At 49.1% G+C, this 13,215-nt stretch carries 11 protein-coding genes; 4 read left to right on the top strand and 7 right to left on the bottom strand.

Features of this window, described 5'->3' with window-relative positions:
- The first annotated feature begins 33 nt into the window (after positions 1–33).
- The 3 genes from H6F68_RS26520 to H6F68_RS28630 all read left to right on the top strand — a co-directional run bounded on the left by H6F68_RS26520 (position 34) and on the right by H6F68_RS28630 (position 2,493).
- A complete protein-coding gene (locus H6F68_RS26520) occupies positions 34–333 on the top strand; it encodes a hypothetical protein (protein ID WP_190563675.1) in 300 nt (99 codons plus the stop codon).
- Between the two features lie 136 nt (positions 334–469).
- Complete coding sequence (locus H6F68_RS28635) at positions 470–1,495, top strand: hypothetical protein (protein ID WP_199300370.1); 1,026 nt, start codon at positions 470–472, stop codon at positions 1,493–1,495.
- A complete protein-coding gene (locus H6F68_RS28630; protein WP_199300368.1) occupies positions 1,432–2,493 on the top strand; it encodes an alpha-amylase family glycosyl hydrolase in 1,062 nt (353 codons plus the stop codon). The genes H6F68_RS28635 and H6F68_RS28630 overlap by 64 nt, the downstream gene beginning before the upstream one ends.
- 165 nt (positions 2,494–2,658) lie before the next feature.
- Here H6F68_RS28630 and H6F68_RS26510 read toward each other — a convergent pair whose 3' ends face one another.
- The 3 genes from H6F68_RS26510 to H6F68_RS26500 all read right to left on the bottom strand — a co-directional run bounded on the left by H6F68_RS26510 (position 2,659) and on the right by H6F68_RS26500 (position 6,049).
- Positions 2,659–3,294, bottom strand: coding sequence for a PEP-CTERM sorting domain-containing protein (locus tag H6F68_RS26510; RefSeq protein WP_190563673.1), 636 nt, complete (start codon positions 3,292–3,294; stop codon positions 2,659–2,661).
- A 378-nt stretch (positions 3,295–3,672) separates the two neighbouring features.
- Entirely contained in the window at positions 3,673–5,121 is a 1,449-nt protein-coding gene (locus tag H6F68_RS26505; protein WP_190563671.1) for a class I SAM-dependent methyltransferase, read from the bottom strand.
- Positions 5,122–5,155: 34 nt separating this feature from the next.
- Positions 5,156–6,049, bottom strand: a complete 894-nt coding sequence (locus H6F68_RS26500; protein ID WP_199300366.1) for a M28 family peptidase — start codon at positions 6,047–6,049, stop codon at positions 5,156–5,158.
- Between the two features lie 314 nt (positions 6,050–6,363).
- Here H6F68_RS26500 and H6F68_RS29675 point away from each other — a divergent pair, with 314 nt between their 5' ends.
- Entirely contained in the window at positions 6,364–7,545 is a 1,182-nt protein-coding gene (locus H6F68_RS29675) for a septal ring lytic transglycosylase RlpA family protein (protein ID WP_313930250.1), read from the top strand.
- Positions 7,546–7,555: 10 nt separating this feature from the next.
- On the opposite strand, the gene H6F68_RS26490 is transcribed toward H6F68_RS29675, so the two are convergent.
- From H6F68_RS26490 to H6F68_RS26475, 4 genes are all read right to left on the bottom strand, one after another.
- Positions 7,556–8,188, bottom strand: a complete 633-nt coding sequence (locus H6F68_RS26490; RefSeq protein WP_190436881.1) for a Crp/Fnr family transcriptional regulator — start codon at positions 8,186–8,188, stop codon at positions 7,556–7,558.
- 250 nt (positions 8,189–8,438) lie between these two features.
- Positions 8,439–9,986, bottom strand: a complete 1,548-nt coding sequence (gene trpE / locus H6F68_RS26485) for an anthranilate synthase component I (RefSeq protein ID WP_190563669.1) — start codon at positions 9,984–9,986, stop codon at positions 8,439–8,441.
- A 281-nt stretch (positions 9,987–10,267) separates the two neighbouring features.
- On the bottom strand, positions 10,268–10,693 hold the full coding sequence (locus tag H6F68_RS26480; RefSeq protein WP_190436875.1) for a photosystem I reaction center subunit II PsaD: 426 nt from the start codon (positions 10,691–10,693) through the stop codon (positions 10,268–10,270).
- A gap of 123 nt (positions 10,694–10,816) precedes the next feature.
- The gene (locus tag H6F68_RS26475; RefSeq protein WP_190563667.1) at positions 10,817–12,898 is read right to left on the bottom strand and encodes a DICT sensory domain-containing protein; all 2,082 of its coding nucleotides are present in this window, start codon (positions 12,896–12,898) and stop codon (positions 10,817–10,819) included.
- Positions 12,899–13,215 lie beyond the last annotated feature (317 nt).

The raw sequence follows: 13,215 nt of genomic DNA, 5'->3' as shown, positions 1-13,215 counted from the left end.
GATTTGATGGTTAGAAACGCACGTTCGTTCTGTTTGCAATTATGGTTAGGAGTTGATCCAGAGCGAGGAGAGGTGTCTTCTAGCGTTTGGGGAGCCGCGCCTTGTCTTGCCATAAATGTGACTGCCGAAACACTAGAGCAAACGCCTGCTCCTAGTGCCGATGGGATGCCTGGTTATCGAGTGAAAGTGACCCGCTATATTAGTAGACCTATTCAAGCTCATCTAGAAGCATCAAGAATTTGGCATCCTGACTACAAAGCGATCGCCGTTTACCAACCCAGCCAGAGTTCCTACTACAACACCGGTTCCACTTCAACCGCAACTGGTATTTGAAACTATTTGAAATTGCTTAAGAACCGAGGTTAGTGCTGTTGCAGCGTGAATACTTTGTGAATTGAATGGCTTACCTGCTAGGTGTCATTCTCTTGCAGTGCTACAAAAACCATTGCTTATCTTGGGAGATTTGGTCATGCAGGCTGATCTGCTGAATCGCAAACAAACTCACTTTCTGTTGTGGCGTCCTGGCAGCATTGACCCGATTCCAGCGCTCTACATTGGCTCTTATGCTGACCTCAAAACCTCTCAGTTTGAGCAATCTCGCGAAATCCCGCTTCAGCGATCGTCGCAGTTTCCCGATTTATGGGAAGTGAAAGCACAAGACTGCAACCTCAGCGATGGGCAGGTCTACGGCTATTGGTTCAAAATCCGTGACACCAATCCCTACAACTCCACCCGTCCCGTCCTTTATTGCACTGACCCCACTGCTTACACCGTCGATCGCCGCTTTGCCGCCCCTAGTCCTAAGGAACCAGACGGTGCAGCCAGTGGCGATCCGGTGAGTGTCGTGCTGTATCAAGCTGGACAATTAATTCCTTGCGATCCAGAAGGGCAGGTGGTGGATTGGACAGGCGATCGCCCACTGTCAGACTTGCCTCCCAACAATCGCTTAATGATTTACGAGCTACCTACTCGTTGGACTCGGATTGATAGTAGTGGGGACATCACTGTCGGTAAGGGGGCCTTTCGAGATGTGGAATCTCTCTTAGAACCTGCGGAAGCTGCTCCAGATTTTCCAGATGTGCCAGCTCTGCAACCAGGCCGCGCTCACTTGCTAGAACTCGGCGTCAATGCTCTGGAACTGCTGCCTCCTGCCGACAGTGACGACAATTTAAATTGGGGTTACGGCACCGCCAACTATTTCGCCGCTGACTTTGACTTGGGCAGTCCTGATCATCAAGGTGCTCCCACTGCTTCAACTGATTTAGCGAGCTTAGTCAAAACCTGTCATCGCCAGGGACTGCGCTTCTTCTACGACGCGGTGATGGCGTTTTCTCGCAACAATCCCTACGCCAACATCAATTTCCTCGACTTTTACATCCAGTTTGGGGCGGCGATCCAGAGCAAACCAATCGAGATGGTTTTGGTGGCGATTTGTTCAAGTACAACTACACCGTCGAGGGCTATCACCCGATCACCGGAGAGCAATCGCGCCTAGTGCCTGCCCGTGAGTACATGAAGGCCCACATTGCTCGTTGGATGGACTATTATCGCGTAGATGGGTTACGTCTAGACAGCGTCAACAACGTCACCAATTACGACTTTTTGCAAGAGTTTAAGGACTATGCGCGATCGCTTTGGCAACAGCGGGGCGGGACAGGCGATCGCTTTTTAGTCGTGGGCGAAGAACTCAGCGTGCCATTAGAACTGGTACAGCAAAGCCGTTTGGATGGCTTGTGGAATGAGAAGTTCAAGCAAATCATTCGCCAGGTGATTTTAGGCCGTAACTGGTATGGCGATCCTAGTTTTGAGGGCAGTGTCCGCAAACTGATTGACTGCCGCTTATTAGGTTTCTCGGATGGTGCCCAAGCGGTCAATTACTTAACCTCCCACGACATCGGCGGCTTAGGCAATGAGCGCTTCTACAACTGGCTGGCTAACAACGGCGTCGCCGACACAGAACCGCGCATCAAGCTGGCCTTTGCCTGCTTACTCACAGCAGTGGGCATCCCGATGATTTTGGCTGGCGATGAATTTGCCGATCAGCAAGATCTAGACCTCAACTATCCGGGTCAGGGAGATACCAACAAACAAGTTGACCCAGTGAACTACAGCCGTGCCAGCGAAGATTGGCGACAGCGAATTTTTGGCTATGTGGCTCGATTGGTGCGCTTGCGAACGACTTCTGACGCGCTCGCCTCCAACGACATTCAGTTTATCCATAGCGACTTTAGCGACGGTAAGCGGGTAATGGCTTGGCAACGAGGCTATGGCCGCAATCTAATTGTAGTAGTAGCCAACTTCTCCGACTACGGCACCCCCAACCCCACCGAACCGAATGCTGAGTATTTTATTCCCAACTGGCCACAAATCTCTAAGGGCGATCGCTGGCAAGAAGTCACACAGGAGCGATGGGTCGCAAGCGATCGCATTGGCAGAGAACCGATTTATCCCTGGTCAGCGCAAGTTTATGCTCTTACTCAAACTGGGTCTTAAGGGGAGCGATCGCCTGAATTGTTCAACCAACAGAATGCAAGATTAAGGCTGGATAAGGTCATAAAAAACACCCCTAGTTCTGAACTAAGGGCGCTTTTAGAGCTTCATACCTGACAGCACATTTCTTATAATTAGCTCTGCTTAGAAACAATTATCTTGCGTAGTTTAAGCAGCCGTCTGACGCTGTTGCTTACGTCGCGAAGCAGCAACTCCAACTCCAGTTAGTGCCAGCCCTACGATTGTTGCGGGTTCAGGGACAGCCTGTGCTGAGCGTTCTCTGATACTGACTGCCGTTGCAGAGCGCTCAGGAAGCCCATAATTGTTTCTGTATTCGGAGCCGGAGTCGCGGTAAATGGCAGGGCTTCCATCAGCCCCGTAGTCAATAGCATAAAGAGTGGAGTCTTGATTGCCCAAACCTATGATTAGGTGATTGCGAGAATTGCCGGAATACGGTTGCTGGTAAACTCCTGCTGGAAAATCATAATGATAGAAACCTATGTAGTTGATGTCAGACTTGACGTAAGTTGTGCCTTCGTGAATGAAGCTAATATCTAGCAAACTGTCCACGTCCCAGTAGTTGTAGCTGGAACTGTAGTTGGTAGTCCCGTCATGCGATTGGTACTGGTCTTGGAAGTCCGGGGTATCATCCATCTGAAACCAACCAGTCGTGATAGTGTTGTCAGTCCATTGAATGTTGAAGTCATAAAAGCTAGCAGCTTGAGCAGAGCCCACTTGCAGTAGATGGGCACCAAAGGTTAATCCAGCTGCAATTGTCGCGATCGAGGTAAAGAATCTCTGCATGGTTGGACCATTTCCTATCTTTAAGTAGAAATTTTGTCTAGATACAAACAAGATCTAGGACCAGCATATGAATTCTTTCGTGATCAACTGCGTGTTTATTCATTTCCTCATCGGAATTTCACTCAATTTATCTATCTTTAAAGGGTTATGTTTTTTACACTTGCTACGTACGGACTGGTATAACTGTGTTCACTGCATACAGGGATTGAGCTGTGTAAGCTTTGATTAAGTAACCCTTCGAGCAATCCGCTCAGCTAAAACGCATGCTTTGGTTCATACCCGTCGCGATCGCATTGGCCGAGAACCCATTTATCCCTGGCCAGCACAAGTTTAGCTTTGGGCCAAAGCACTTAAGGAAATTGCTAATTGCAGAGGCTACTATTCAGCTAGTTTTCTCAGAATTAGTTGATGACCCTTGTGAATGATCTCAATTTTGGGTGAGAAGTTGCTAACAAATGCGTCAATGCCGATCTGGGTATTTTGGTTGGGCTGGTTAGGGAACCTAAAGTCATAGTCATCAAATACTAGTAGTCCTTGGACTTTGACTAAGGACCAGCTTAACACCGCATCAATCAGTACGTCACAGGCAAGATGTGAGCCATCAATATAGATGAAGTCATAGGTATTGGGCGGCAAACTTTTGAGAACTCGATGAGACGAACCCACTATCTTTTTGACCCTTTCTGAAGCACCAGATTGTTGAATATTAAAATCAAATCGGTCTTCGAGAGATTTGATGTAGTCAGGGTCGTAAGATTGATGCTCGAAGCTACCTTCAAAAGTATCTACACAAGTAATAGTTGAAGAGGGATGCGTTAAGACATCTTCTAATAGCCAGCAAGTGGAGCGGCCTTCCCAGCTACCAATTTCTAGAACAGTTAAATTGGGTTGACCTACGAACTGCTGCAAATATACTTGCCACGTTGGAATATTGAAGCTAAACCAATCTGACGTAAATGTGTAGCTTTTGGCTGCGGTGTGGAGTTTATACCTGGCATCGACTAATCTTCTTGCAGCATCAGCATTATTGGCATCTAGCTCTACAGCCTGTTTCAGGTAGGTTTCCGCTGATTGAAACTGCTGCTTTTGAGCAGAGGTAACTCCTAAATTGAGAAATATCTTGGAAAGATGGACAGGACTAATACTTGCCTGGATTTCTAAACATCTACGGAATGCCCCAAACGCTTGGTCTAAAGATCCTTGCTGATGAAACACTAAACCCAGGTTGTTATGGGCGATCGCCACTTGATTTCTGACGGCATCAAATTGGGGGTTCTGGCGAATATTGTTGTTGAGAAAGCAAATATCAAATAATTCATGAAAAGGATGAATTGCGGCTAGTTTCTGTAGTACTCCTTCTAAAAGATTGAGATTTACTTGTTCAAAGCCTTGGGCAAATGCTAGTGAATGGGTTGCCGATGCTAAGAACCGTCTTCCCTCTTGCTCAAATATTTTCAACTCTATAGCAAGTCGAATTAGAATTAGCGAATTATTAATATCGTTGGGAAGGAATTGGGCAATGTAAGAACGAATTAACCAAGCATTTTTCCAATTGGCATTCTGTTCGTATTGCTCAGCTGTAGTTGCCAAGAATTGAATCAAATCAAGCGTGCTGCTTTGTTGCTGAATAGCACTTTTTTGTGAGAGCACTGACAGCCAGATACTTTGTGCTTCCGAGGCTCGCTCTGCCAGGAGCAATGCCAGAATCAAAGAGGTGTGGTCAGTCACTTCTACTGGTTCTGCTTGCATGCTTGCGGAGTAATTTGGCATCGCCCCGCTAGCACCTGTTGGGGAAACAGTTTCTGTGGGCTGCTGGCTATGGGTCATGGTTAAATTCCTGAAAAACGGGTGGGCAACTCATCTATAAAGAACGAATGCCCATTTCTAAGCCGCGACAGACACCCGTTAAAAAATCTAAATCTAAAGTTTCCAGGCGATCGCTAGGCTTATGATAGTGCGGATTCCGTAGATGCGCCGTATCGGTCACCATGAGGGCACGATCGCCTCGGTCCCAAAAGGCAGCATGATCACTGCGGCGCGTATCTGGCAAAATCACGCCTTTTTTCCCCGCAGGTAACCAGCGACAAGGCACACCTGCCCGCCGCAAATGGCGGCTCAGGTGGATTAGGTCTGGAATTGTTTTCAGATTGCCAATGAGGCCGATAAAGTTGCCTTGGTTGGGAAAGAAATATTTTAAGCCTGGCGGATATTGTTGAGAGCCAGGGGCGCGATCGCAATACCCCAGCATTTCTAACGCCAGCATTAAGCGCAGCGGCTCTTGTTGTAGAGAAGTTGCGTAATAAGTGCTGCCTGCGAGGTTGTAGCTAGTTTCTTCAAAGTCGAATGCGATCAATCGTACCGGATAGCGAGCAGGTGCCTGGTGAAAAGCCCGCGCTAGTTCCAGCAGCACTGCTACCCCTGTGGCATTATCGTCTGCTCCGGGGGAGCCTATAACGGCATCGTAGTGAGCCCCAATCAAAATTGGCGGTCTGGCTCTGTTCGCCTTTGTCGTCGTAGCCGCTGGCAAATCCAAAATCAAATTCTTCAAGTTCATGCCCTGAACCTGAAACTCTTGGACCTCCACTTGGCCCCATTGTTCTAACTGTTGGCGGATGTATTGTTGAACAAAAAAGTGTCCAGCCGTGGCTAAGTAAGGATCGCGATCGCGAGCAACTTGAGTTAAATGCTGGTGTAACCGAGATTTTAACTCCACCCAAAACTTCCATCCCACTAGACGGTAATGGTAACTTACCAAGAAAAAATGGCTGCGCTTAGCGGAAAGTTTTCATGACAAAAATCTCCACTTAGGGTCAGTAGGGGGTTTCACCCTATAGGTGGATTATTTCGCGGTTAGAGTTAGTATACTCTACTACCTAGCTACCAGAGGTTGTATACAGCACTACTGTATACGACATTTTGTGCATCCTCTCAAGCATTTATCCATACATGTTGCTATTTTGTCTTGTCTGGGTTGCATCCCAAGCTGAGTACTTTTTCTCTTCGGGACCAGGTTTGCTTAAAGCGCCTGAACGTCTATTCAGCACCTTTCCTGCCAAGATTCTTTCGGCAGTGAGTAGACCTTCCAAATCCACTACAGCTTGGCTCCAACCCGCAGTCACCTCCAATCTCTACAGCACATATTCGCCTAAGTTAGCGTTGCTTAGCGTGTCACCGCAGCCCAAGCGCCAGAGTGCTTTGATCTCTTCTTCAACCTCTAGTTGGTTCAATCCGGTCGAAAATTCACTTTTTCACCCCAAATTAAGAACTACTCCCGCTACCATTGCAGCGATTAAATTAGAACCTCAACTTTGGGCTACTCGTTCTCTAGCGATTACAACGACCGCTAGCAAGAACTTCATGGACCACTATCCGGGTCAAGTCCTGCGGCTGTTTAAGGATTTGTTTACTTGGCAAGGTCAGGAAAATAGCCTGAATGCCGTTAAAGCAGTGGTTATAGTCCGCGCTAACCGAGCTATCACGCCAGAGGGTAGTAGCCTCGCTAGAAGACAGCAGAAGTGGTCTGCTTTCCGACACACTGCTTTTATCCAAAATTTCTCGTCTCAGTCTCCTCATCGCACAGTGTTTCAAGTGTGGGTGAAAGGCTATCTCATTGCTGAGTTGCCAACTCGCGACCAAGCGGAATGGGTAGGGTCACAATTTAAACAAACCTTAGAGAATCCTCACTTTGATGCCTCTAAATTGCAGCCTGGCATGGCCCAAGGGAACCCTGCTGGCAAAGTCGGCGATCGCACTCTGTTTGTGGTTGATCCAGCGATCGCCGCTCACTTGAAGCGCACGCGCGAATTGTTAGCAGTTGAGTGGGTGAACAACTTACGCATTGCTTTGGCAACTCCACCCTTAACCTTGGCGGAAGCCCAAACTAAAATGTACGGTCTGGTGGAAACTGACCAAAAGATTCAGGGGCTGGCTTCTTGGTACGGCCCCTATTTTCATGGTCGGCTGACAGCGACGGGTGAAACATTTAACCAAAATGAGTTAACTGCGGCCCATCCCTCACTTCCCTTTGACACCTACCTCAAAGTGACAAACCTCAACAGTGGCCATTCGGTGGTGGTGCGAATCAACGATCGCGGTCCTTATGTAGACAACCGCATTTTAGACTTATCGCGCGAAGCCGCTCGCCAAATCAACAGCGAAGACGCAGGAGTCATTCCCTTCCAAGCAGTGATTATGCAACCCAATGCTCCTCAAAGCATTGCTGCAAATTCACAACTTAGAGCTGGCCTATAGGGTGGCTGACTTATAGGGTGGTCTGGGACGGAATCACAATATGGTGGTTCCGATCTACATTCAGCCATCCTTCTTCTTTTAGCTGACCCAGCAAGCGAGTCACAGTAACCCGCGTCGTGCCGATCGCATTGGCTAAGTGTTGGTGAGTCAACCGAACGCCTAGGCGAGTGCCTTCGGCCGTAGGCAAACCAATTTCTTGCTTCAGCAACAACAACAAATGGCACAGCCGATCTTTAACTCGGCGATGCCCCACCAAAGCTAAAATTGCTTCCGTCTGCCGTAAGCGGCGGTTGACGTGGCGCAGAATTCCCTTCGTCAGAGTGGAAGATTGCTCCACATCAGCCACCGTTAACCGCATTAAATCAACATTAGATAAAGCGGTGGCTTGATAAGGGTGGGTCAGCGTCAATGGCAACCCAAAAGGCATGGAAGGTCCCGCTAAACCCAGCAAAGCTTCATCGCCGTTAGGGTAGAGGGTACTGAGCTGCACCACCCCGCGACAGACAATCCAAATTTCCTGGGGGGCCATGCGGATGGACTGACCACTGCTATATGGATATAAACTGCGGCCTTCGTAAAGCTCCTCCAGCAACTGACGTAAATCGGGCTGAGAGCCTGCCTCAGAGGCAAAAGAATGGAGCATACCAATTACCCAGGCTAAATCTTTCCCTTAATTTAGAGGTTCGAGCTCAAGGGAAGTTAATTGCTGGGTTTACGCCCGGTTAAATTTTGGTTATGCCGCTTGTGATCTTGCTCACAAGACAGACTGCCAGACAGCAGTACGGCTCAATTAGGTTAACTGCTGCCTAGAGTAGGGTCAAGTATGCTAGCTCACACCAGAGTTAACTTGGTCAGCCCTTGCCAGCCAAACTTTGTCAGTCAGCTCTTGTCAGTCAAATTACATCAGCATGGAGGCAACGAATCGCTTCTAGCAACCCTCTGGCTTTATTAAGGGTTTCTTGGTACTCGCGTTCTGGCTCCGAATCCGCCACCAAGCCAGCGCCTGCTTGGACACTGACTCGGTACTTGCCATCGCTTTGGCTACGAACCACCATTGTCCGAATGGCGATCGCGGTATTGAGCTGCCCTTCAAAATCGTAGTAGCCATAAGCTCCGGAGTAAGGCCCCCGCCGACAAGGCTCTAAGTCATGGATAATTTCCATTGCCCGAATCTTTGGGGCTCCGCTCACCGTTCCAGCCGGAAAACAAGCTTTGAGCAAATCCCAAGCCGTTTTGTCAGAGGCCAATTCACCAATGACATTGCTGACGATGTGCATGACGTGAGAGTAGCGCTCAATCACCATCAACTGATCAACTTTGACACTGCCACTTTGGCAGACTCGCCCTAGGTCGTTGCGGCCCAAATCGACCAGCATGACATGCTCGGCAATCTCTTTGGGGTCTTGCAGAAGGTCTGTGGCTAGCGCTGCATCTTCTGCTGTCGTCTTGCCACGGGGACGAGTACCAGCGATCGGGCGCAGAGTTGCAGTTAGGGGGCCTTGGGGGTCGGAGGTCCGTTCAACTTTCACCATTACTTCTGGACTGGAGCCAATAATTTGCCAGTCTTGGAAGTGGAAATAAGCCATGTAGGGCGAGGGATTAATTAAGCGCAGGGAACGGTACAAAGCAAAAGGATCGCCACGGTATTCTGTCGCCAACTGCTGAGAAATAACGACCTGGAAAATATCCCCTGCTTTGATGTGTTCTTTAGCCTTCTCCACATTGGCGCAGAAGTCAGCTTGTGAGGTATTGCTGGTGTAATTTAGCGGTGGAGCGGCTTTGAGGCTGCTAGGTGGAGTCCATTCAAGAACGGTGTCGGTGCCAGATAACGGTAGCTGTAGTTTGCTGACTAACTGCCGGACGCGATCGCAGGCTTGCTCGTAGGCCTGTGCCAGATCTACCCCTGGCGATTGTAAGTCCGCGTAGGCGATCGCCCAAATCTTGCGCTTCACTTGATCAAAAATCAACAGGTTATCTACCTGCATCCACAAACCATCTGGTAGGTCTGCTTCTGTAGCAGGATAAACCGGAACGCGCGGTTCAATCCAACGAATTAATTCGTAGCCCCAAAACCCAAACAATCCCCCAATACCCGGCGGTAGCTCTGTCAACTTGACAGGTTGGTAAGGTTGCAAGCAACTCGTCAAAATATCTAATGGGTTGCCGAAAAACTCTTGAACGGAACCATCACGATGAGTTTGAGTGGTGCGATCGCCTCTCGCCTCCAAAATCCACAGCGGATCGCAGCCCAACAAACTGTAGCGAGCGAGTTGCTCACCCCCTTCTACAGATTCCAGCAAAAAGCTATAGGGTTGCCCTGCACAAACTTTATACCAGGCTGAAACAGGCGTTTCTAAATCTGCCACCCATTCCTGGTAAACCGGAATGAAATTACCTTGCTGAGCGAGGGCTGAAAATTGCGAAAAATCCGGGAAAATCATGGCTCTATGGTTCAGTCTGGGAGGGACTCAAGTAAACACTTTACTGGCGAAATGGATTGACCTGAGTCATGCTGGTTGACGTTGAAGGGACGCAAATAAATCAAAATACTTCGTTGATTTAAAAAGTAAAGCCTCGGAGGGAGCAAGCCATCCGAGACTCAACTGTCTTTGTCCTGTCAATCAATTAAACTGCACTAAGCAACCATCCGAACACTTTGAAAGAATTTTTGAAAATTCAAAAACTCCATCAAGCTTCGAGATGAGAACTTAAGCAGCTAGCCCTAGACGCTATAAGTTGACTCACCACTAAATTTGACTTTAGAGGGGTCAGTGTTTTGACCAATACGGCGTTCTTTCTTACCCACGTAAGGACGGCCTGCATTCACCTTCTCAGGGAACACACCATCCTTAGGATGCAGATACTCCATTTCGCCATTCGGAAAAATCCGATAGATCTTATAGTTAGTGATTTTGAATTTTGCCCGCAGTTGCTGGCCTCCGAGGGCGATGCAGTGCTCTTTACGAGCTAGGTACAGCAAGTTGTCACCTTGCTGCATAACTGCCGCTCCACCCGTGGGCATTTCAAACACTTGCTCTTTGGGGCTAGTCCAAGTGATGGCGTATTTCTCTTCGACTTGAGCTTTGGTTAGTAGGCCACCTGTACTGCCGCCAAATAAAGGAGTTTGTCCAGTAAGGGTTTCTGCCATGAATTTCTCTCTGAACGTCTGAACGTTTTACGGCATCCTATCACTGAGACGGAACCCGTCTATCTACTTTGTCAGGAACTGTTACAGTTCTTCAGTATTACGGCTTGACAATTCTTTAAATTGTTAAGGACGTGTAGTGATCCGCTTATGCCGCATCTTGGAATTGCCCGTTTGGACATTAGGCGATCGCGTCTCTCGTCCTTCTCGACTAATCGGAATCGTGAAGTGGAAACGACTGCCTTGATCTCTTCCGGCTGATTCTGCCCAGATCTGCCCCCCCAAGCCCGTAATAATTTGGCGGCAAATGGCTAAGCCTAAACCTGTGCCTCCTGTGGTGCGGCGCAAGGCGCCTTCCTCTTGATAGAAGCGATCGAACACCGCTTCCAGCCGATTCGGTTCAATGCCTCGGCCTGTATCCGTAATCGTTACCTCTAGCATTTGTCTACCATTCCGGCGAGCTTCAATGGTGACTTGGCCTTCAGGTTCAGTAAATTTGCAAGCGTTTTCCAGCAGTTTTGAGAGTACCTCGACTAACCATTCACCATCGGCTCGTACCAACGGTAATTCTGGAGGCACTTGGGCCGCAATCTGGGGCAACTGTTCTTGAGATTGCCGAGAATGAATGCTGCTCAGAGCTAGATCCACACATTCCTGCAAAGGCAGCGGTTCTAAGTTCCACTGCACTCGTCCACTCTCTAAGCGTGAGAGGGTGAGAAAATCTTGTACCAGTTTACGCATGCGCTCTGCATCGCTTAAGGCGGTGCTGAGCATGACTTGCCGCAGTTCCAACGGCATATCGGGCTCGCTAGCCAGGCTTTCTAGGCACACTTGAATGGTGGAAAGGGGAGTGCGGAGTTCGTGGCCTGTGATGGCAATTAAGTTGCTACGGGTGCGATCGAATGCTTCGAGTTGTTGGTTTAAATCTTCTAAGTTGGCGTAGGCTTCCGCTTGAATCAAGGCCACTCCCACTTGGGTGGCGATCGCCTCTACTAAAGACAACTCATCATCAGCCCAGCGATGAGGTAAAGCGCCACAGTGATGCAGTTCTACCATGCCCATCAAGCGATCTTGATACAGCAGGGGCACCATTAGCCAAGAACGAATCTGCCAGCGATCGCTTAGTGCCTGCAAGTCTGCGTTGCCAGTGATGCGGGCATCCTTGGTCGTATCCTCAATGTGGATCAACTCGCGCTTCTGAGCAATTTCCTGAAATAAAGGATTGTTTTGCAACGGCCAAGTTTGACCATTTAGAGAAGGCGCGGTAATCGATGCTGTAGCTGTTGCCCCATCTACCGCTGAGTCGGCACAAATAGCATTGGGACTGAGAAACTCATACTGAATTGTGGCTGTCGCATCTGTGGCGCGACAGCGATACATTAGGCAGCGACAAACGCGGAGGGTTTGCCCTAGTTCCTGCACTGCTACTTTGAAGATTTCGTCTGGGTTGAGCGATCGCCGAATGGCTGAACTGATCGAGTTAACCAACCGCTCTTTGCGTTCCTGAGCCGCGATCGAGCGATAGGTTTTGAGCAATTTGTACTGGCCCGCTTGCAGATAGGTCAACAGCCGCTCGACAAAGGGGTCAGGGTCAATCCCTTGCAACCCAGACGGCTTTTTACCCAAAAATTCAGCTTTGGCTTGCGCTACCTTGTCTGCTAATTCAGGTCGATACTCCAACACTCGATCTAGCAGGAGTTCAGCCGCTTGGCAGGTCACTTGACGGTCAAAGGTCCACACCCCTTCAAAGCGCCGGGTTTGATCCATCGCGGGTTGCTCTGGTGGCGGTAGCGCATCTCGTCGGAGCCTGACTGGACTGGTATTTGGGCTTTCACGCTCGCGACAAACCAAACAGCTAGCATACTGCTGCCCAATTACCACCAAATGCCACTCATGGGTCAGTTGATCGGGCGGCTCAAAAGCGATGGTTTCGTAACTGCCTGAACGATTGGCAAAATCGGTTTCGGGTGCTGCTAAGACATAGACCTGATTGGTACGCTCAGCAATCCGTAGATAACGATGTGCTTCCTGCCGATAGAAACGCTCTCGCTGGAAGCTAGCAATCACCAAGGGCCGTTCGGTTCCCGCCAAAACTTGGTCTTCCATTGCATGAGACAACGCTGTCAAGGAGGACTTGAAGTATAGTTGCGGTCTTAGTTCAGGCAGGGCTTGTAGCAGAGCTTCCAGCACGGAAGTATGGGTACTCATTCAGGTTTTTATCAGTCCAGGCGGGACACAATCCACGGGAGAGCGGTATTGAGATAGACTGCGCCTAATTCCCACGCTATAGCTCTAGAGAAGCAATCTAGAGAGGCAATCTAGCGCTCAGGCTGGCGGCAAAGGCTCAACTGGCAACCCAGCACTTATGCCACCGACCACAACCTATCTTAATCAGGATTAGGTGTTAGCAGTTGTCGAAAGTTTTCTTTCCTATTTTGACTGAGCGATCGCAAGTTGAGCACCAGCTAGCCGGGCAAAATTCGCCCTTCGCTCTCTGAATAGCCATTAAACTCTATCCACTCAGC

Source organism: Trichocoleus sp. FACHB-262 (assembly GCF_014696035.1).
Classification (GTDB): domain Bacteria; phylum Cyanobacteriota; class Cyanobacteriia; order FACHB-46; family FACHB-46; genus Trichocoleus.
This window is presented reverse-complemented; position numbering and strand designations above follow the sequence as displayed.

What these genes read in the sequence shown, in the direction of transcription:
- H6F68_RS26510 (WP_190563673.1), bottom strand. Translation starts at nt 3,294, where the DNA reads ATGCAGAGATTCTTTACCTCGATCGCGACAATTGCAGCTGGATTAACC.
- H6F68_RS26475 (WP_190563667.1), bottom strand. Translation starts at nt 12,898, where the DNA reads ATGAGTACCCATACTTCCGTGCTGGAAGCTCTGCTACAAGCCCTGCCT.
- H6F68_RS26505 (WP_190563671.1), bottom strand. Translation starts at nt 5,121, where the DNA reads ATGACCCATAGCCAGCAGCCCACAGAAACTGTTTCCCCAACAGGTGCT.
- H6F68_RS26480 (WP_190436875.1), bottom strand. Translation starts at nt 10,693, where the DNA reads ATGGCAGAAACCCTTACTGGACAAACTCCTTTATTTGGCGGCAGTACA.
- trpE (WP_190563669.1), bottom strand. Translation starts at nt 9,986, where the DNA reads ATGATTTTCCCGGATTTTTCGCAATTTTCAGCCCTCGCTCAGCAAGGT.
- H6F68_RS28635 (WP_199300370.1), top strand. Translation starts at nt 470, where the DNA reads ATGCAGGCTGATCTGCTGAATCGCAAACAAACTCACTTTCTGTTGTGG.
- H6F68_RS26490 (WP_190436881.1), bottom strand. Translation starts at nt 8,188, where the DNA reads ATGCTCCATTCTTTTGCCTCTGAGGCAGGCTCTCAGCCCGATTTACGT.